We start from the raw sequence: 19,828 nt of genomic DNA, 5'->3' as shown, positions 1-19,828 counted from the left end.
GGTCTTGACCGGGCCTGTTCGATGAACTGCGCATCGCGCAGTTCATCGAGCTTGGGTCCAGCCCCTGGCTGGTCCGGGTGCAGGGGCGGACAGCCCCTGCTGGGGCCTGGGGCAAAGCCCCAGCGCGACGCCTCCCTCCTCCCTCAGCCTGGAATCCGTGCTTCCGGGAGTGTCAGCTCTGCGGTCACGCCGTAACAATACTTCGAGAAGGAGAACCGGATCAGGTCGAGGCGCTGGACGAGCGCGACCATCCACCGCGGGGGGCGCCGCTCGAATTTGAGCTCCAGCACGCATACTGGCTCCTGGGTTCGCGTCTGCCCCCGATGATCGATGGGGCGCCATCGCCCCGGGATGGCTTCGAGATCGATGGATTCCTGCTGCTGGACGGCGATCTTGCGGTCGAATGTGAGCCGCGCGTAGGTGTCGATCTCGCTGATGTAGGCCTCGCGCTCGTATTCGACGAGCAGCACCGGGCGGATGTGGTGCCGGTGATAGGGCGCGAGAAACCGCATCGCGCCCGAGCGTGCGCCGGGGGAGAGCGCGGCGAGCGCGGACTCCTTGCCGGCGAGGACGTCTCGCCATGCGGCTGCGGGGATGGCGGCGCGCGTCTTGACGATCACGTCGAGCACGCGCCGCTTCACCTCCAGAAAGACAGGGCTCTCCGTGCTCGCGGGATAACAGCGCGCCCGGAGCTTGAATCGATCGGCTTGCTCTCGCTCGTTTGCCCAGAACAGGTCGTAGCGGTCCGTATCGAAGTACAGCGAGCGGATGCGGTAGGTCCCGTCGGGCCCGGCGTACTTGTCGATCTTGGAGGTCGCGCGCGCCGTGGCGCGGATGCCGGGCACGAGCCCTTCGGGGACCAGGTATTTGTATTCGTACCGCTCGATGATGTTGTCCACGGCGCGCCTCGGGTTCAGTTCGTGGGGGCGATCTTGTCGCTGCGCACGGTCACGATGTTGCGGAGATCGGTCACGCCCTCGTCGAAAGCGGCGAGGTCCTTGCTCGTCTGCTCGCCTGCGGCCGCCGTGTGGAGCACCGCGGCGGCCTGGTTGATGACCGCTTGCATCGACGTCTCGTTCCACGCGTTCCGGGCGAGCTCGTCGAGCTGCGTATGGAACTCCATCTCGAGCGCTGTGATCGCGCGGATTCGCAGCGGCAGCTTGGTCACGGGCGTCGTCTCGGTGTCGAACGAAGGATCGTCGAGGATCCGGTCCATCCCGTGGGGCATGAACACGAAGAGCCCGGTGGCGGGGTTGTCGTAGATGTAATGGTTGTTCGCCCGGAATGCGAAGCCGTCCCAGTGGCCGAGCAGCGCTTCGAGGGCGTAGATCTTCATGAACTGGCCGAGATCGAGGTGCTCTTCCAGCGCCGTGGCGAACGCCGCGTCGGGCGTGTCCTGGATGACCTGGGCGAGCGCGCGCAGATCGTCCCGGGACCTCCCGTCCTTTTTCTCGTCCTCGAGCTCCATGTGCTCGACGTCGTCCGCGAAATCGCCGCAACACGGGCCTTCGTACAGGTTGCCCTCGGCGAACTCTTCGCCGAAGTGGCTCCGGAGAAAGTCTTTGTCGACGGCCTCGACCACCACGTAAATCCCCTTGTCGACGCCGTTCAGCGTCACCTGGGCGTGCGCGACGCGCGCCGCGGGCAGGCCGGCGCGCAAATGCACGTCCGAGCCGAGCCGGCTGCGCAAAAAGCTGGGATCCTGCTTCGAGCTGTTCAGGATGAGCTTGTTCAGCCCGTAGAGCTTGGCCTGGTCGTCGAACGCGTCGAACTTGATGGAGAAGCTCGGCTTGTCGTCGAGATCCACGAGCGTATTGCCCTTTTGCCGGATCCCGGATCCCGCGACGAGCTCGCCGTCGTAGACGATGTCGCAAGGCACGCGCTCCTCGAGATCGCTCTCGAGCGTACCGAGATATGTCGAAGCGATGGTGATCTCGACCTTGTGGAGTTTGGCGGGGTCGAAGACCCCCTCCACGGGATCCTCGGCGGTGCATCCCGTGAAGGCCGATAGAAACAGGAGGATCGAGGCGAGACGGGTTCCCATGCCCGCGAGGATACGAGGTCCCTGTTAACGGCGTGTTAAGCTGGCGAAAGATGTGCGATCGGGAGTCGCACACGGGCGCGCGTCCCCTCGTTCGGCGTGCTGATGAGCTCGATGTGGCCGCCGTGCGCGTCGACGATCCGCTTCGCGAGCGGCAGCCCCAAACCGAGGCCCCCGGTCGCGCGGGTCCGGCTCCTGTCGACCCGGAAGAACGGTCGAAAGACACGCGGAAGATCCTCGGCCGAGATCCCGACGCCCTTGTCGACGACCTCGACCGTGATGTCCTCGCCCCCACGCGCGACGAGCTCCACCGTCTCCGCCGGCTCCTCCGTGTACTTGTGGGCATTCTCGAGCAGGTTGTCGAAGACCCGCCGCAGGAGCACCGGATCCGCGTCGACCGAGGGCAAATCCGCCGGCACGTCGACCCGCAACGCCCGCTGCGGGTGGGCCGCGCGAAACCGCGACGCTGCGTGCGTGAGCAGATCGTGCACGTCCACGCGCTCGCGGCGGAGCGGCGGAATGCCGGCGTGCGAGGCCACGTCCTCGAAATCGAGCCGCGCGGCCGTCAGCACGTCGGAGATGAGCCGCTCGAGCTCGTCGAGATCCCCGCCAATCTCGCCGAGCATCTCCCGCGCGACGGCCACGTCGCCCTCCGCCTCGGCGACGAGCGCGAGGGCCATTCGAATGCGCGAGAGCGGCGTGCGCAGCTCGTGCGAGACGTTCGCGAGCAGCTCCCGCTCCGCCCGCAAAAGCTCGGTCACGCGCTCGGCCATTTCGTCGAACGCGCGCGACACGTCGCCGAGCTCGTCGCGGTTTGGCAGAGCGGCGCGGGCCTTCAAATCGCCGCCGCCGAACGCGCGCGCCGCGGAAGACAGGCGACGCAGCGGCCGCGTGAGCGTACGCGCGAGCAGCCACGACGAGATTCCCACGACGACGAGGACCATTCCGACCACGCGGGGCCCGGTGATGGGCGGCCCCGGCGGCGGTCGAAACGCCGAGAGTTGCTCGATACGCCCTTCGCGGCCATCGGGAAACCGCACGGGCCTCACGTGACAAGGTGGAGGCCGATCCTCCATGAATTTCCCCGGGGGCCGGGGCGGCATACAGCGGGGCGGCGGGCCGAGCGCGTTCGTCGCGAAGACGGCGCCGTCCGGATCGACCACGGTGGCCGTCGCGTGCAGCTCTCGCTGCATGAGATCGAGCACGCCCTGGAGTTCACGCGGGTCGTCGATCTCCCGCGCGATCATCTCGTGAAAGAAACGAACCTGGTGCTCGTGCGGGAACCCCTTCGGCCGGTTGATCTCGAGGAGGGCGATGAATCCGGCCGCGACCAGGGCGAACTGCGCGAGCCCGACGAGGTAAATGCGGAGGGCCAGGCGCGCGCGCAGGACGTTACGGAGGGCCATGGCTCACATCCGGTCGACCGCGAATACGTACCCGATGCCGCGCACGGTCTTGATGATGCGCGGGTTTTTTGGATCGTCGCCGAGCTTCTTCCGCAGGTGCGAGACGTGCACGTCGATCGAACGATCGAAGGCCTCGTCCGCGCTGCCCCGCACGAGATCCACGAGCTGCTCGCGCGTGAGGACACGCCCGGCCCGCTCGGCGAGGGCATGCAGGAGATCGAACTCGTAGGTCGTGAGCGCGAGATCCACCCCGCCGAAGACCGCCCTGCGCGCGCAGGGATCGATCGTGAGGGAGCCGGCCACGATCTGGCGCTCGGCCGGGGGGCCCGCGAGGCCACGGGCGCGGCGCGCGTGCGCCCGGATGCGCGCGAGCAGCTCACGCGCGGAAAAGGGTTTGGGGAGGTAGTCGTCCGCGCCGCCCTCGAGGCCCATGACGCGGTCGGCCTCTTCGCCGCGCGCGGTGACCATGATGATCGGCGTGTGCACGCGGGCGCGCAGCCGCTGGCAAACCTCGAAGCCGTCGATCTCGGGCAACATGAGGTCGAGCAGGACGACGTCCGGGTGCTCGCGCAGCACGGCGGCGATGCCGTCGCGCGCGTCGGTCGCGAGGGTGACGCGGACGTTGTGGGATTCCAGGTATCTCGCCGTGAGGCGCGCGAGCTTCTCGTCGTCCTCGATGAACACGATCGAGGTCGAGGTCCTCTCCACGGGCATCATCCGCGCAGACTACCACCCCCGCCTCAGGCGGAGTGCGCCGCTAACAGTTGCTTAACATGGGGCAAACGAGCGGGCGGGAGGGGGCGGCGCCTCGGGCTACATCCGCAAGCCGCTCGTCGACGCCCTCCGGCACGAAGCGGAGCTCATGATGCGCAGGCCCAAAGGAAAACCCCCGGGCGCCCGAAACGGCCTTGCTGCGCCGGGACGAACGGCGCTACTGCGCTGCCATGGACCCCGTGATCGCCGCGGCCGCACGCGCTCTCTCGGCCGGCGATCCGCTCGGCGCGCTCCAGCGCGTGGCGCTGCGCGAGGACCCGCCCGCCCTCGCCCTGCGGGGCATTGCGATGGCCCAGCTCGGCGAATACGACCGGGCGCGGAAGCTGCTCCGGTGCGCGGCGCGCGCGTTTGGTCCACGCGAGCGCCTCGGGCGGGCTCGTTGTCAGGTGGCCGAGGCGGAGATCGCCCTCGCCACGCGTGATCTGCGCTTTCCCGCGCACACGCTGGACGCGGCGGCGCGCTCGCTCGAGGCGCTGGGAGACCACGCGAACGCCCTGCTCGCGCGGCTCGTCGGCGTCCGGCGTCTGCTGCTCCAAGGCCAGCTCGACGAGGCGGAGGAGGCGCTCGCGCCCCTCGAGGCGAGCCACACGAACGCTCCCCTCGCCGCCCTCTGCGAGCTCACGCGCGCGGGGATCGCGCTCCGCCGCGTCCGCGTATCGGAGGCCGCGGCGGCGCTGGAGCGCTCCCACGCCGCCGCGCTCGCCGCAGGCATCCCCGCGCTGGTCGCGGAGGTCGAGCGGGCTCGCCGTGCCCTCTCGGCGCCGTGCGCGCGGCTCCTTCAGGGCGGGCACACACGCGCCGTGCGCCTCGACGAGGTGGAGGCCCTCTTCGCCTCCGGGGATCTCGTCGTGGATGCCTGCCGCCGCGTGGTCCGGAGCCCTCCTTGCGCCGTGACGCTGGCCGGCCGCCCCGTCCTCTTCGCCCTCCTCCGCGCGCTCGCCGAGGCGTTTCCCGCCGACGTTCCGCGCGGCGCGCTCATCGCGTGTGCCTTCGGGGCGCGCGCGGCGAACGCGTCGCACCGCGCCCGCCTGCGCGTCGAGGTGGGGCGCCTGCGCGCGGCGCTCCGCTCGCTCGTGCGCATTGACGCGACAGGGCGCGGGTATGCGCTCGTCCCGCTCGCCGCGGGCGCGGTCGTGGTGCTCGCGCCGCCCATCGACGGCCCGGCGGGGGCGATCCTCGCGCTGCTCGAAGGGGGCGAGCCCTGGTCCACGTCGGCGCTCGCATTCGCGCTCGGCGGAAGCCAGCGCACCGTGCAGCGCGCCCTCCGCGAACTCGAAGCCTCGGGCGCTGCGCGCTCCCTCGGGCGCGGGCGCTCCCAGCGGTGGGTCGCGCGTCCCCTGGGAGGATTCGCGACAACCTTGTTACTCCCGGGGCCGCTGCCCGCAGGGTAAAACCCTCTCGCGTGCCGGTCCGTGGGCCGGGCGCAAACCAGCGGAGGCCTTCATGCAAACGAGCAAGCGCGACCCCCAGGTGCAGCAAGCGGAGATCGTCCGCGAGTATGGTCCCTTCCCCGGCGTGGAGCGCGTCCACGGCGTGACGTTCGACGGCCAGCGCGTGTGGTTCGGGAGAGGCGAGGCGCTCGCTGCCTTCGACCCGGCGAGCGGCGAGATCGTCCGCGAGCTCGACGTCCCGGCGCCCGCCGGGACTGCGTTTGATGGCCGATACCTCTGGCAGATCGACGGCGACCGGATCCAGAAGGTCGACCCGGGATCGGGGCGCGTCGTGGGGACGATTCCCGCGCCCGCCGGCGGCGGCAGCTCCGGCCTGGCGTGGGCGGAGGGGACGCTTTGGGTCGGCGCGTATCGTGCCCGGAAGATCCACCAGATCGACGCTTCGACCGGCGCGCTGCTGCGGACCCTCGAATCCGATCGGTTCGTGACCGGCGTTGCCTGGGTCGACAACGAGCTCTGGCACGGCACCGACGAGGGCGAGCAGAGCGACATTCGCCGGATCGATCCGGAGAGCGGCGAGGTGGAGGCGCGCCTCCGGATGCCGGCGGGCGCCTCGGTGACGGGGCTCGAGGCGGATCGGGCCGAGCTCTTCTATTGCGGCGGCGGCGACAGCGGAAAGGTGCGCGCCGTGCGCCGGCCGAAGACCGCCGCGAAGCGGTGACAAACGAAAGGGGGGCTTTCAGAGGGTGTTCCAGAGCGTTGCGCCGGGGCGCTGCCCCGGGCCCCGCGGGGGCTGTTCGCCCCTCGACCCGAACCAGGGCCAGCCCTGGACCCTTCGGGAAGAACTGCGCAAAGCGCAGTTCTTCCACAGGCCGGTGGCAAGACCAGGGACAGCGTTGCCCGTGGAAAGGGCAGCGCGGCCGTCTCGGTTGGCAGGGGCGTCGTCGGTGTTCGATGAACTGCGCTCCGCGCAGCTCATCGACCCGGGGTCCAGCGCTTGCGCTGGTCCAGGTCCAGGGGTGGACAACCCCTGGTCGGGGCCCGGGGTGAAACCCCGGCGCAACGCTGTGGAACACCCTCTGAGACGCGTGCGTCCGCGTGGCCGAGGTTGCGGAGCCCGTGGCCGAGGTCGTGGACCCTGTGGACGGGGTCGTGGACCCCGTGGACGGAGTCGTGGACCCTGTGGACGGGGTCGCGGAGCCTGTGGCCGAGGTTGTGGACCCTGTGGACGAGGTCAGAGCGCGGCTTCGATCGCCTGCACGACCTCGGGCGACTCGGGCGTCACCCGCGGCGAGAAGCGCGCGAGGACCGCGCCGTCGCGGCCGACGAGGAACTTTTCGAAGTTCCAGGAGATGTCCGAGCCGCCGCCTGCCTTGCTGGCGATGAGCCACTGGTAGAGCGGGCTGCGCTCCGCGCCGTTCACGTCCTGCTTGGCGAGGAGCGGAAAGTCGACGCCGTAGGTCGCGGAGCAGAACTGCGCGATGTCCGTCGCCGAGCCCGGCTCCTGCCCGAGGAACTGGTTGCAAGGCGCGCCCACCACGAGAAACCCGCGGTCGTGGTAACGCTCGTAGAGCTTCACGAGCCCCTCGTACTGCGGCGTCAGGCCGCAGCGGCTGGCGACGTTGACGAAAAGCACGACCTTGCCCGCCACCTCTTCGAGCGGGAGCGGCGCGCCGTCGAGCCGCTGGAGCGAGAGCTCCTGCATGGAGCCGGGCCCGCCCTCGGGGGCCTTGCCGTACACCGCGCGATTCACGACGCCGACCAGTTTGTTGAGCATGCGGATCGCAATACCCGAGGACGGGCCGCGACGCCAGGGGCTCCCTGGCGCCGCGGCGGCGTCCGCCCTCGACGATGGCAACCCGAGCGCGCGGAGCCCCGAGCGCACCATTGGACGGGGACCGCGCTGAGATCAGGGCATACCGCCCCATCGCGCCCGCTCGCGCGGTATCACGGGCACCTCCTCAGAGTCCGTTCGGGACCACGGTGACGGTGCCGGATCCCCTGTTGGTCAGGATGAGATCGGCGTACCCGTCCGCGTCCATGTCCGCGGTGGCGATGGCGTTGAGGCCGGGCGAGGCGCCGGTCGAGACGACGGTGCCCGTGGTGAAGGCTCCGGTGCCGCTGCCGGTCATCGGGCGGACGCCGCCCGAGGAGGTGGTGACAAGGATGTAGGCGTCGAGCTTGCCGTCGCCGTTGAAGTCATTCGCCACGACGCCCAGCGCCGAATTGGCGACCGCGCTGCCCGAGGCGGTGGACCCGACGCCGCTCGCGAAGGTGCCGTCGCCGTTCCCCTTGAAGAAGAAGAGGAACCGGCCAGCCGCGCCGTTCGAGAGGATGTCGAGCACGCCGTCGCCGTTGGCGTCGCCGAAGGCGATGCCCGCCGTCTGGCCACTGGCAGAGTTGCCGTACGAGACGGGCGCGGCGAACGAGCCGTTGCCCTGGTTGATGAGGATCGACAGGCGCGCGACGGCGGGGCTCGTCACCACGATATCGGCGAAGCCATCGCTGTTCAGATCACGACAGGCGATGGTCGATTGCACGCCGCCCGTGCCCGGGATGGTGATGAAGGTGGGCGCGCCGAAGCTGCCCCCGCCGGTACCGAGGATCACGCTCACCTGGTTCAGGGTCACGCTGGTCGTGGCGATGTCGGCGACCCCATCGTGGTCGAAGTCCCCTGTGCAGAGGTGAACGGAGCCCGGGGTGCCGGTGGTGAAGGTCGTCGGCGCATCGAAGGTTCCGGGCGCGCTCGGGCCCAGGTTCCGGTAGACGCTGATGCTCCCGTTGCTGAGGGGCAGGTTGGTCTGGCCGTTGACGGTGACGGCGTCGAGCCACCCGTCGCCGTCCACGTCCACCGCCACGACCGCGTTGCTGGAGAGCGGGGCGCCCGTGTAGTTGACCTCCGCCTGAACGGTTGCGTCGCCGTTGCCGAGGTAAGCGGAGAATGAGCCGGAGGGGGTCACGATCGATCCGGAGTCGGCGTTGGCCACCAGGATGTCGAGCTTCCCGTCGCCATTCACATCGGCGACGGCCGGAGCCAGCGGGTTGTGGTTCGCGGAGACGCTGATCGGCGTGCCGGGGACCTGGCCGGAGGGCGCGGCCTGGCAGGTGCCGTTCGAGCAGATTTCGCCCGTCGCGCACGCGAGGTTGCATCCGTTGCAGTGATTGACGTCGCTCTGGGTGTTCACCTCGCAGCCGTCGGACGAGCTGCCGTTGCAGTCCGCGAGGGTGCCGGAGCAAGCCTCGCAGTGGGTCCCCTCGTAGGTGGGCGCGCATTCGCAGGTGTAGCTGCCCACGCCGTCGGTGCAGACGCCGCCGTTCTGGCACGGGCTCGCGGCGCACGCGTCGATGTTGGTCTCGCAGTTGGTGCCCGTGAAGTCGGGAGCGCACGCGCACGTGTAGCTATGGATGCCGTCGGTGCAGGCGCCGCCGTTCTGGCACGGGCTCGCGGCGCACTCGTCGATGTTGGTCTCGCAGTTGGCGCCGGTGAAGCCGGGCGCGCATTCGCACGTGTAGCTATGGATGCCGTCGGTGCAGGCGCCGCCGTTCTGGCACGGGCTCGCGGCGCATTCGTCGATGTTGGTCTCGCAGTTGGCGCCGGTGAAGCCGGGCGCGCATTCGCACGTGTAGCTATGGATGCCGTCGGTGCAGGTGCCACCGTTCTGACACGGGCTCGCGGCGCAGTCGTCGATGTTGGTACAGCTCACGCCGTCGCCCTCGTACCCCGCGTTGCAGGCGCAGGTGAAGGCGCCCGCGGTGTTGGTGCAGGAGGCGTTTTCGTCGCAGTTGTCGGTGCCGGCGGCGCATTCATCGACGTCGACGCAGGTGCCGCTCTGGCACGTGAGGCCGTCGCAGCAGGGCACCGTGGCGTCGCACGGCGCGTTCACGGACAGGCAACCCAGGCCGCCGCACGTCGGATCGAAGAGCGGCGAGCTCGGGTCGAGGCTGGTGACGTAGTCGCCGTTGTGGCCGCTGTGCGCGTTGATGCACGCCTGCTCGCTGACACGGATGATCGTGTAGGGATGCGTCGTCGAGCCGGTCTTGTGGCAGATCTGGACCTTCCCGTTGACATCGAAGTAGTTGCACTGCTCGGCGGTGAGCGCGTCATGGGCCTCGCCCACGGCCTCGCCGCCTTCCTGGCTGTCGGCCTCGGAGGGGTCGGCGCTGGCGCAGCCCACGAGGAGCAGGGCGGAGAGAGCCGGGACCGTCAGGTAGGAGAGAGAGCTTTTGAGATAACGCACGTCGAGTCCTCTGTTCTTGTGAAAGCGTAGGGTGCCGCGCGACGCCGACCCAGCGCCGACGGTGATGCGTCAGGTCGCCATTACAAGAACGATGCCACCGTGGAATACGGCCTCGGGTGACGTCGAGGCAGGCCCCGGCCCGTCTTTCGGCGTGCCGGCCTGGTATCGCGGACATCACGATACGGCGTGCGACGGACCTCGGACCCAGCCGCTGCTGCTGCCTGAGCGCCTCAGATGCGGAGAAGGAGCATCACCCTCCCGAGCCATCGCGGCTGCTCCGCCGAGAACGAATACGGCGTATCGGTCCGTCAGGGTGGGATTGATTGGGACGACGGGTCGGTGAACACATCACAACAAAGGAAGCGTCCACGCGTTTTCAGCGTGTCCCCGACAGAACCGCCTGACCTCTTCCCTTCACGAAATGCGCCGGCGCCGCATGGCAAGAAATCGCCTCGCGAGCCCGTGGATCCCCGAGCCAAACCCACGGTACGCTCGCGAGAATGCGCCTTCCCCTTCCCTGCCTCCTCACCTCGTCCCTCTTCCTTCTCCTCCTCGGCTGCGGGGAACCCGAGCCCGCGTCCCCCGCGCTCGGCTCTGCTCGCGCGGCCCTCGAAATCGTCGTCGGCCGCGAGATGGGCTTCGGCGATCCCCTCCCCGGCTACGCGGCCGAGGCCGACGGCACGGTGACCCCGATCGTCCCGCTCTCGACCGATCCACGCGGGCATGACCCCTGGGGCTCGGGCCCGCGCCCCCTGAGCGCCCCGTCGCCGAGAGGGAACGTGGCCCGCTCGAATGCGCTGGCGGCGTCGCGGACCGCGACTAGGGTGCTCATCGATGACGACGACGACGAAGCTCTCTTTGGTCTTGCTCGCGGCGACGACGCTCCTCGCGTGCTCGCGCGCGCCGAAGCCGAGCAGCCGTCACGATGCGGTCGCGCCCGTCGGTAGCGTATCGCCGGTCGCGAACGCGAGCGACAACCCGTTTGTGCACCCGATGGCTCCGACAACCGCGCGTATCGTCTACGAGAAGCACGATGGCTCGCTCAGGATGGTTTTCCACTTGAAGAACGGACGCGTTCGCGCAGAGACCACGGGCGGCATGTTCGCCGGCGACGATTACACCGTCAGCGACGGCGAGTCCGAGGTGCGTGTGTTCCCGAAGCAACGGAAGGTGATTCGCTTCCGCACCGCGGCGGCCCACCTGTTCGAAGAGTACCGCAAGCTCGGTCCCGAGGCGCAGGCGGCCGTCCGGCGGAGCATCGACCTCGTCCTTCCCGATCTCCCGTTTTACCAGGAGGGACCACTCGAGGCACTGGACGTGCGCGACATCCATGGCCTGAAGGCGAGCTGTTATCGCCGCACGTCGCAGATCCTCACGAGCGTGTCCGAGGAGTGCTTCTGGCGCGGGATCCGCGTGTGGCGGATGGGCAAAAACCCGATCGACGGCAGCGACCTCCGCGCCGGTGCGACCGACGTCGTGCTCGGCCCCGCGCTCGACGACGAGCTCTTCGTGATCCCTTCGGACTACGCGCAAGAGCTCGGCTCGACCGATGAGATCATGCACGGCGTTTATGCCTCGCTCCTCGAGCGCATGCAGAGTCCGCGGTTCTCGATCGCGCACCTCGATCGCTACGCGCAGACGCCTTGAACGCCGCGCTGTTGGTCCGTTCTGCGCCGCAACCTGCGAGTGATACCAATGTCTGGAGCTTCCCCCCTCGTCAATGGCTTGAGAATGGAGCGCATCCCCACGCGGGTGGTGCGCCTCGTGGGCGCTCCCGTCGACGAGACGCGGATCCGCGAGGTCGCGTTCGTGGGCACCGATCTGTGGGCTCAGATCGACGGCGCCGTCTACCGTCTCCGCGGAGAAGACTGCCGTCTCCAGATCTCGCTGCCGCCGGGGATTCGCATGAATCGCGCGGTGGAGCGCTGGGTCGAGTTCCGCCGAGCACGCGGGATGGGGGCGATCGACGACGCGGTGCCGAGCGACGTTCGCGTCGCGGGCGTATGGGTGTACGACGCTGCGCAAGAACGCTGGCACGCGGGTCCCTGGCCCGCGGCCATGCGCTGCTATGTCATCGATAGCGAGAGGTCCCGCGAGCCCGAAGACTGCGTCATCGACAACCCGGTCGATGGGGTGTCCTTCGACGCGTCGAGCTGGGGCGATCGTCACTTCATCCATGCCTGCGCGCCGGACGGGCAACGGATCGCGCTCGACGATGGGGTCCTCGACCTGGCGACGGGCTGGGTCGGTAGCTTCGGGCGGTTCGACGAAGCGTCGATACCCGAGGACCTCCCGATCATCGAGGCCCGCGGGATCGCCCTCGACGCCGCCGACTTCGGCGAAGCCGTCGCGTGCGACGACGAGGGCAAGATCTGGTGGGTCCGCAACATCGCTGCATTGGGGCTCGACCCCGTGTGGGAACGGGGGATCCGCGGAGCCCTGGGGCGGGGCTCGGACGTGATCGCGTGGGTGAGTCGCGGCTGCGAAGCCGCGGCGTTCTCTCCCGACGCCAAGCGCGTGGCGTTCATGAGCGGTGAGCGGGTCTGGATTGTCGACGCCACGAACCCCACGGGCCCGTCGACGTTCGTGTACACGATCGACACCGGCGTGAGGGTCGACGATCGCGTGGCGGTCGATCCTCGCGACGACGACGACGCGCCCTTCTGAGGCTCCGCGTCAAGCGTCGCCCCGGGCTGACTTGCCACCTCGGCCCCTCCACCGCGTCCTCCGAGGCCCTGGTCCTGCCCGGCCTCACGTCGCTCCTCGCGTCAAAGCGGCGACGGTTTCGGCGTGTCCCCGACAGAACCCATTGAAGGGTTCACACCACGAAACCCGAGAGCAAGGCCCCCGCGAGCGCCGCTCGGCAGGAAATCGCCTCACGCGCCCGTGGATTCCCAAGGCAAACCCACGGTACGCTCGCAAGAATGCGCTGTACCCTGCCCTGCCTCCTCACGTCGTCCCTCCTCTCTCTTGTCTCTCTCGTCCTCCTCGGCTGCGGTGCGTCCGAGCTCGCCTCGCCCGCGCTCGGCTCCGCGCGCGCGGCCCTCGAAACCATCATCGGCCCCGAGATCGGCCTCGGTGATCCCCTCCCCGGCTTCGCGGCCGAGGTGCAAGGCAGCCCCGCGGCGGCCTTCGGCGACGGCGTGTACTTCGCGGTCTGGCAGGACGGGCGTAATGGCCGGGACCGCGTCTTTGGCTCGCGCGTGATGCCGGGCGGCACCCTCGTCGACCCCTACGGCCTTCCCCTCGCCGACGGCCGCCATCCCGCCATCACCTACGACGGAACGAACTTCCTCCTCGTCTACGAGGGCAGCACCTCGGAGCCTTCCGGCGCCTCTCCTTCGAGCGTGCGCGTGATGCGCATCGACCCGGCCGGCACCGTGCTCGATCCCGGCGGGATCCTCGTGGCCGAGGGGGACCTGGGCCAGATCAACGTCGCCTCCCATGGCCAGGGCTCCCTCGTCGTCTGGGACAAGACCTGCCCCTTCGCGAGCTGTGAGGTCCGCGCCGCGCGTGTCGCCGGAGACGGCACCGTGCTCGATCCCGGCGGTTTTCTCGTGGCGCCCTCCGACGACGCCCCCGACCCCGCGCGCCCCGTCGTCGCCACGGACGGCACCGATTACCTCGTCGTCTGGAAGGACGGCGAGATCCGCGGGCGCCGTTATTCCGCGGCCGGCGCCCCGCTCGATCCCACCCACGTCGTCCTCGTCGCTACGCCTCAGGCCGACAATGCCGTGCTCGCCCACGACGGCGCCCAGTACGTGCTCGGGTGGGGCCATTCCACCGGCGCGTTCGCCGCGCGGATCTCGTCCGCGGGCGTGATGCTGGACCCGAGCCCGATTCCGGTGTCGGGCGTCGCGGGGTATCCCTCGGGCCTCGTCGCCTCCCACGACGGCGTGAACACGGTCTTCGCCTGGAATGACGACGAGCCGATGACCGACGCCGTCACGCTGCGCACGGCGCGCCTCTCGCCGGCCGGGCTCCCGCTGGGTCCCCCGGCGGGCGTGCCACTCGGCAACAACGTCTACGAGGTCGCCCTGGCCAGCAGCGGCGCGGGGGCGCTCGCCCTCTGGACCCAGCGGAGCCACAGCTCCGACGACGTCAACAGCGGGGACATCGTCGGCACGCGCCTCGATCCCGCGGGCGCCGCGCTCGACGATCCGCGCATCGTCCTTTCGCAGAGCTCGAATCAACAATTCCAGCCCGCGGTGGCCTTCGACGGCACGAACCACGTCGTCGTGTGGACCGACGACCGCGACTTCGAGCAAGGCATCCAATGGTACGACATCCACGCCGCGCGCTTGTCCCCGGACGGCACCCTGCTCGACCCCCAGAGCATTCCCGTCTTCGCCGGCGCAAACATCCAGGTCGAGCCCCGCGCGTTCTTCGACGGCCAGAATACCCTCGTCGTGTGGGGGACCGATTCGGCGTTTCCTGCCTACGAATACCCGCTCGCGGCCCGCGCGGCGCGCTTGAGCCCGGACGGCGTCCTCCTCGATCCCACGCCGTTTTCGCTCCCGGCCTCCCACGACGCGGCCACGGACGGCGCGGGGCTGATGTTCGTGGGCGCGAGCGAGGCGGGTAGCCTCCACGCCTTCCGCGTGGGCCAGGACGGCGTCGTCTCTCCGTTGATCGACCTGTCCGCGGCGCCCGCCTCATGGGTCGGCTCCGCGCCGACCCTCTCGTTCGACGGGACGAACTTCCTCGTGACCTGGGCCTCCAGCACCGGCATTCGCGCCGGCCGCCTGACCCCCGCGGGCGAGCCGCTCGATCCGGGCGGCTTCCTGGTCGCCCCGTCCGCGTCGCCCACGCCGGCGGTCTTCCCCGACGTGGCCTTTCAAGGGACCCACCACGTCGTCGTGTGGCAGGAGCGCAAGCCGCAGGAGGAGGAGCGGCGCGTGGATCTCCGCGCCGCGCGCGTGACGTCCGACGGAACGGTCCTCGACCAGCCCGGGCTCCTGCTCGCCGAGGATGTCCCGTACGGCGCTTGCGACGACGTCGCGTTTTACCACGGCTACGTCCAGGGGACGTGCCCCGCCCTCGTCGCGGTGGGGCCCCGCGTGCTCGTCGCCTTCCGGGTCCTCACGGCGCCCGCGGACCCGGCCGCCGTCGACCTCGTGGCGAGGACGATCGAAGCCGACGGCACGGTGACTGCGAAAGTCCCGCTCTCGGCCGAACCGACGTGGGTCGAGGGCGCGCCCGTGATGGCGGCGGAGAATGCGAACAAGGCCCTCGTGGCGTACGCGCGGTTCGTTCCGGGAGAGCCGTTCGGCGCGAATCGTGTCTTCGGGCGATTCGTGGAGCTGGACGGCGGAGGCGGGAGCGGAGGCGGAAGCGGGGGCGGGAGCGGGAGCGGAAGCGGGAGCGGAGGCGGGAGCGGGAGCGGAAGCGGGAGCGGCAAGCGAAATCTGTTTGGGTAGTGATTTGGAAGGTCGAGGGAGAGCTAATAGCTTGATATTATGCTTGATTTTTCTCGGCGATCCCCGGGGTAGCGGGGCCCTTTCGGGGCACTTTTGACGCATGGCACAAGCGCGCCGTAACCGTCGAGTCATGCTCGGCGCGGTGTTGCTCGACGGTGCAGCCATCGCGACGCGCAACGGCCCACGGCGCAGCCCTCGCGCGGGGCGGTCTCGACGCTCGGCGCGGTCGTGCCAGACGGCGCAACCTCTCCGATGCGTGCGACGACGCGAAGCCCCTCGAGGCGGTCTCGACGCTCGGCGGGGTCGTGTTCGACGGCGCAGCCCTCGCGAGGCGCAACGGCCCACGGCGCAGCCCTCGAGGCGCTCTACCCTCGGCCCGGTTGTGCCGCCCGCGTGTATTAGGCAGCTTGTTGCTGCATTAGTGCTTGCCTAGCTAACGTGCCAATAGCCTGCGGAGGGAGGCGACATCGGGTTCATTGGCTACTTGAGTGGCGTTGAATAGGCGCGCCGCATATTAGCGCATGAAGCACCACAGGGAATTGCCTCCGCCGCAGACGTAGGTGCCGTCCGGGTTCCGCTGCCAGCCGTCATATGCGTCGCCACACACGTAGGTACCATTCGGGTTTCGCTGCCAGCCATCATAAGCGCCACCGCAGACGTAGGTGCCGTCCGGGTTCCGCTGCCAGCCGGTATACGCACCACCGCAGACGTAGGTGCCGTCCGGGTTCCGCTGCCAGCCGGTATACGCACCACCGCAGACGTAGGTGCCGTCCGGGTTCCGCTGCCAGCCGGTATACGCACCACCGCAGACATAGGTGCCATCGGGGTTCTGCTGCCAGCCGGTATACGCACCACCGCAGACATAGGTGCCATTGGGGTTCTGCTGCCAGCCGGTATACGCGCCACCGCAGACGTAGATGCCATTGGAGTTCTGCTGCCAGCCGGTATAGGCGTTTCCACAAACGTAGGAGCCATCAGAGTTTCGTTGATAACCTGCATAGGCTCCGCCACAAACGTACCTACCGTCAGGGTTTTGCTGATACCCCGTGTAGGCTCCACCGCACACGTATGTGCCATCGGGGTTTCTTTGATAGCTAGAGTATCCCGTAGTAATCGGTCGCTTGGTCATTCGGTCCCTCTTCCTTGTCTCTTAGTCCTATGACGCTACAGGTCCGCGTCTACTTTCGATGGGTTCGATTCTGAGTACGAGCGTATCCGTTACTCCGTCGGTGCCTCGGGCGGGGCTTGACAACAGAACACACGCGGATCAACCGCTTTCACTTCTCCGATCAATTCCCCGCCGATCGGCTCGCATATTCCGGGCGTGTTCTTTACCCACTTTGCCTCCATCGAGCCCAGCGGATACGGAACCCCGCCGAAGTCGATGCACAAGTTAGGCGATGCGGGAACCTCCTTAAACAACGGCATAGGAACCCCCGCGCAAGCGGGATCCTGGTAGGCCGAAAAAGAGACCGCGCATTCTGCGCCGACAGGCTCGCCGCACTGGCAAGGCGTACACTCGACGCTCCCCTTGGTGCCCGAGTAGAAGGTAAACCGATCGGGGAAAGCGTCGGGGCATTTCGGCGGGTTGGTTTCATCGACGGGCAATGTGTACTGCACGCATTGACGAAAACCAGGGGGCGGGGGTTCCGAGGTAGGCAAGCATAGATCGCCCGTATTCTCGCATGCTCCCGCCGCGGTCCCTTGGCATGCTTTCGCGTACGTGCCCCAGTAGATGCCGTTCGCGAATGATGAGGGGGAAGCCCTGAAACCGGGCGCCTTCGGAATCGGATCGCCTACGGGCTCGCACGGCGCTACCGTCGCGGGGTTTAGCTTTATGGAGGAGAAACTCCCCTTGGGAAGGACCGAAGGGGATACGCATGAGCCGTCCCATCCGCTCGGTCCGGCATACGCGTTCCCGGTGCCACCTTGACAGAAGCTCGCCGAGTGAACCTCGAGCGATTCAGGCATCACGCATTCCGCGGGCCCACAAGCGCACTCAGAGCACTCCCACGATACGACGAGATCACCGTATCCGGTATAGAAATCGCTGCTTGCGCGCTCGGGGCATTCCGGGTCGTCGTATTCTTCACCCATCCATACAAGAACGGCCCTTTCGCGAAAGTCGGACGTTCCCATCGGTACGCACTCGCCGCCCGCAGCTTTGCAAGACATGGGCTCGACAGAGTTTCCTCCATCCGGGGGAAAGCAATCGCCGTTGATATCAGCGTCCGGGTTTGCGTCGGGTAGGCAGTAGAAAAGCGAATACACCGGATCCGTCGAGCATCCATTCGCGCCGAGCGTTGCGCCTATGCCTAGCCCTGCGATAATGACTGAAACGAGAACGCCTGTCCTTTGTTGACCCGTGAGCATGACGATCGCCTTTCTAGCGCCCAAACATCAGTAACGCGGAAACGGAGAAGAGAAACCTTTGTGTTTGCCAGACGGAAATGGGAGCGCCTCCCGAGGGGACGATACCAACGATCAAGTCCTGCGTTAGTGCAGTTGCGTCTACGAACACGCGCGCAGATAGCCTATCCTTGATCGCGTACGTCGCTCCGATACCTAACCCGAGCGCCGGGATTATCTTAGTATTTGTCCTCAAATGATAGAGGTCGTTCTGTTTCATCCGTTGCTCGAAAACTATCGCGCCGCCAAAAGCGCAGCCGTCAAGCCATTGCCATTGCACGCACGGTCCCACGGTAGCAGAAGCCGAAAAGATATCGATCGGGCGTTTTTCGACGTCGCCCATGGACCACGCGCCTTTCGCAATACCTACGGCGGACCAGCCTTGAAGTCGATACTCCCCCGTAATGGACACCCCGAGCGATGGAGAGGGGGCCGCGCCGATAACCAACACCGGACCGATTCCCCCGGCAAAGCGCGATCGGGGCGTGTCGTCTTTTTTGATTGCGGGCTCCGGTGTCCGAAGCGCATACACGGGAAACTCGTCTCGGATGATTACGCGTTCGGGCGGCGCTCTCACGATGGTTTCGCGTTCCTCGCCCGGAAGGGGCGGGAACTCGAATTCCATGAGCGCGCCCTTCCCAGGAACGCAGTCAGCTACCTGTTTTATATCGTCGCGACCGGGCAAGCTGGCAACGATATCAGTTTTCCCGGGCGGAATGAATGTCCAGAATGCGCCATCACTGCGGAGCGGTTTGCGGCTTCCGATCGAGACCGTTGCGTCAACATAATTCAATGTGACTTCGAGTCTACATAGGCGTTTGCGAACCCGCTCGTATGCATCAAAGAACTGCCGCCTTTCGGCCGTGGATATTCCGGCCGCGTCGTCTACGGCATCAACGAGTAGACGTGCAATTTTGATATCGAGCGACGGGCTCTGTTGAAACATCGAAAGGACAAGCCCGACACGCCCCGATAAGCGAGCGTCGAATTTGATATCCAGCGCGTCCAAGTAGGCTATGACCGCATCATTCAATCGTCCCGCATCGAGTGCTCGATCCCCGGATGCGACAAGCGCATTAAATCGCGCTTCGTCTTCCGGGGTTACTTTGCCGAACCGTTCGACCTTCCCGCCTTTCGACTCTTCGGGCTGCGGCGGCGCAGGCGTATTCGGTTCGGCCGCTGTAACGGGGGCCGAAAGCGAAAGCAGGGCTAGAGCGATGAGGGCGAGGGGGCGAGACACGGGCGAGCACCGTACAGGAACGGACGAACGGAGGGAAGGGGGAGCGGTAGGTTCGGACGAACCTTTCGCCATGCGCTCCGAGAACTGCGCGTTCGTCGCGGTACGCGTCGCGAGGGCTGCGCCTCGAGCGTGACTGCGTCGAGCGTCGAGAGCGTCTCGAGGGCTGCGCCTCAGCACGACCGTGCCGAGCATCGCGAGCGCCTCGAGGGCTGCGCCGTTCGTCGTGGCACGGATCGTGAGGGCTGCGCCGTCGAGCACGACCGCGCCGAGCACCCATGGCGAGACCTCGGGTAAAGCGATGGAGCGATCGGGCAATGGAGCGCGAACGTTTCGCCGCTTTCACACACGGGCGAGAAGAAGACGAAGTCGCAGCAAACGAAGGACACGAGGACACTTCGCGCGGCATGTCCTCCGCGCGGAGGACACTCGATCACACGTAGGCATAACCGAGGGAAGAGCGACGGAGGAGACACCTCTCGAGCGAGGGCTGCGCCGTTCGTCGTGGCACGGATCGCGAGGGCTGCGCCTCAAGCACGACCGCGCCACGCATCGAGAACGCCTCGAGGGCTGCGCCTCGAGCACGACCGCGCCGAGCGTCGAGAGCAGAAGCGCCGTGACTCTCACGTGATCATGGACGAGCGACGTCGATCGCCATGCCGAGCATCGCGCCGATTAGCTACTTATTACTGTAATAACCGGGCTCCGAGGTTATCGTAATAAGCTGCGATATCCGCGCGTCGCGAGCGCCCCGAGGGCTGCGACGTCGAGCACGCGCGCCGAGCGTGCGAATTTCGCGCGATCGTGACCACCCGTTTCGCGGCATCGTGACCACCTGTTTCGCGGCATCGTGACCACCTGTTTCGCCATCGTGACCACCTGTTTCGCCATCGTGACCACCTGTTTCGCCAT

General features: G+C 67.7%; 14 protein-coding genes. 5 read left to right on the top strand and 9 right to left on the bottom strand.

Annotated features, from left to right (window positions below; genetic code table 11):
• Window positions 1-143: 143 nt before the first annotated feature.
• From QHF89_RS45290 to QHF89_RS45275, 4 genes are read right to left on the bottom strand one after another with little or no spacing between them, the layout of a single operon-like run.
• Entirely contained in the window at window positions 144-899 is a 756-nt protein-coding gene (locus tag QHF89_RS45290; RefSeq protein ID WP_232379854.1) for a polyphosphate polymerase domain-containing protein, read from the bottom strand.
• A 14-nt stretch (window positions 900-913) separates the two neighbouring features.
• Window positions 914-2,044 (bottom strand): CotH kinase family protein, encoded by a 1,131-nt coding sequence (locus QHF89_RS45285; protein WP_136973195.1) that lies wholly within the window; start codon window positions 2,042-2,044, stop codon window positions 914-916.
• 35 nt (window positions 2,045-2,079) lie between these two features.
• On the bottom strand, window positions 2,080-3,447 hold the full coding sequence (locus QHF89_RS45280) for a sensor histidine kinase (RefSeq protein WP_136973194.1): 1,368 nt from the start codon (window positions 3,445-3,447) through the stop codon (window positions 2,080-2,082).
• Between the two features lie 3 nt (window positions 3,448-3,450).
• The gene (locus tag QHF89_RS45275) at window positions 3,451-4,164 is read right to left on the bottom strand and encodes a response regulator transcription factor (protein WP_136933026.1); all 714 of its coding nucleotides are present in this window, start codon (window positions 4,162-4,164) and stop codon (window positions 3,451-3,453) included.
• Window positions 4,165-4,391: 227 nt separating this feature from the next.
• Here QHF89_RS45275 and QHF89_RS45270 point away from each other — a divergent pair, with 227 nt between their 5' ends.
• Entirely contained in the window at window positions 4,392-5,612 is a 1,221-nt protein-coding gene (locus QHF89_RS45270; RefSeq protein ID WP_136973193.1) for a helix-turn-helix domain-containing protein, read from the top strand.
• Between the two features lie 52 nt (window positions 5,613-5,664).
• Window positions 5,665-6,333, top strand: coding sequence for a Vgb family protein (locus tag QHF89_RS45265; RefSeq protein WP_136973192.1), 669 nt, complete (start codon window positions 5,665-5,667; stop codon window positions 6,331-6,333).
• 513 nt (window positions 6,334-6,846) lie between these two features.
• On the opposite strand, the gene QHF89_RS45260 is transcribed toward QHF89_RS45265, so the two are convergent.
• Window positions 6,847-7,317 carry a glutathione peroxidase gene (locus QHF89_RS45260; protein WP_136973196.1) on the bottom strand — a complete coding sequence of 157 codons (471 nt, stop codon included), beginning with the start codon at window positions 7,315-7,317 and terminating at the stop codon, window positions 6,847-6,849.
• A 256-nt stretch (window positions 7,318-7,573) separates the two neighbouring features.
• On the bottom strand, window positions 7,574-9,850 hold the full coding sequence (locus QHF89_RS45255; RefSeq protein WP_136973191.1) for an FG-GAP-like repeat-containing protein: 2,277 nt from the start codon (window positions 9,848-9,850) through the stop codon (window positions 7,574-7,576).
• An 834-nt stretch (window positions 9,851-10,684) separates the two neighbouring features.
• Between QHF89_RS45255 and QHF89_RS45250 the strand changes: the two genes are divergently transcribed.
• From QHF89_RS45250 to QHF89_RS45240, 3 genes are all read left to right on the top strand, one after another.
• The gene (locus QHF89_RS45250; RefSeq protein ID WP_136973190.1) at window positions 10,685-11,497 is read left to right on the top strand and encodes a hypothetical protein; all 813 of its coding nucleotides are present in this window, start codon (window positions 10,685-10,687) and stop codon (window positions 11,495-11,497) included.
• Window positions 11,498-11,545: 48 nt separating this feature from the next.
• Window positions 11,546-12,517: a hypothetical protein gene (locus QHF89_RS45245; protein ID WP_136973189.1), complete on the top strand. Its 972-nt coding sequence runs from the start codon at window positions 11,546-11,548 to the stop codon at window positions 12,515-12,517.
• 257 nt (window positions 12,518-12,774) lie between these two features.
• Entirely contained in the window at window positions 12,775-15,270 is a 2,496-nt protein-coding gene (locus QHF89_RS45240) for a hypothetical protein (RefSeq protein ID WP_284721791.1), read from the top strand.
• A gap of 514 nt (window positions 15,271-15,784) precedes the next feature.
• Here QHF89_RS45240 and QHF89_RS45235 read toward each other — a convergent pair.
• From QHF89_RS45235 to QHF89_RS45225, 3 genes are all read right to left on the bottom strand, one after another.
• Window positions 15,785-16,399 (bottom strand): hypothetical protein, encoded by a 615-nt coding sequence (locus tag QHF89_RS45235; protein ID WP_284721790.1) that lies wholly within the window; start codon window positions 16,397-16,399, stop codon window positions 15,785-15,787.
• 1,257 nt (window positions 16,400-17,656) lie between these two features.
• On the bottom strand, window positions 17,657-18,919 hold the full coding sequence (locus QHF89_RS45230; protein WP_136973187.1) for a hypothetical protein: 1,263 nt from the start codon (window positions 18,917-18,919) through the stop codon (window positions 17,657-17,659).
• 708 nt (window positions 18,920-19,627) lie between these two features.
• Window positions 19,628-19,828 (bottom strand): hypothetical protein (locus QHF89_RS45225; RefSeq protein WP_284721789.1); only part of this gene is annotated, 201 nt, incomplete at its 5' end.

Source organism: Polyangium sorediatum (assembly GCF_029946465.1).
Taxonomy (GTDB): Bacteria; Myxococcota_A; Polyangia; order Polyangiales; family Polyangiaceae; genus Polyangium; species Polyangium fumosum.
This window is presented reverse-complemented; position numbering and strand designations above follow the sequence as displayed.

Coding starts and splice junctions, on each gene's coding strand:
- QHF89_RS45250 (WP_136973190.1), top strand. CDS start 10,685: ATGACGACGACGACGAAGCTCTCTTTGGTCTTGCTCGCGGCGACGACG.
- QHF89_RS45240 (WP_284721791.1), top strand. CDS start 12,775: ATGCGCTGTACCCTGCCCTGCCTCCTCACGTCGTCCCTCCTCTCTCTT.
- QHF89_RS45265 (WP_136973192.1), top strand. CDS start 5,665: ATGCAAACGAGCAAGCGCGACCCCCAGGTGCAGCAAGCGGAGATCGTC.
- QHF89_RS45280 (WP_136973194.1), bottom strand. CDS start 3,447: ATGGCCCTCCGTAACGTCCTGCGCGCGCGCCTGGCCCTCCGCATTTAC.
- QHF89_RS45275 (WP_136933026.1), bottom strand. CDS start 4,164: ATGATGCCCGTGGAGAGGACCTCGACCTCGATCGTGTTCATCGAGGAC.
- QHF89_RS45270 (WP_136973193.1), top strand. CDS start 4,392: ATGGACCCCGTGATCGCCGCGGCCGCACGCGCTCTCTCGGCCGGCGAT.
- QHF89_RS45285 (WP_136973195.1), bottom strand. CDS start 2,044: ATGGGAACCCGTCTCGCCTCGATCCTCCTGTTTCTATCGGCCTTCACG.
- QHF89_RS45235 (WP_284721790.1), bottom strand. CDS start 16,399: ATGACCAAGCGACCGATTACTACGGGATACTCTAGCTATCAAAGAAAC.
- QHF89_RS45260 (WP_136973196.1), bottom strand. CDS start 7,317: ATGCAGGAGCTCTCGCTCCAGCGGCTCGACGGCGCGCCGCTCCCGCTC.
- QHF89_RS45245 (WP_136973189.1), top strand. CDS start 11,546: ATGTCTGGAGCTTCCCCCCTCGTCAATGGCTTGAGAATGGAGCGCATC.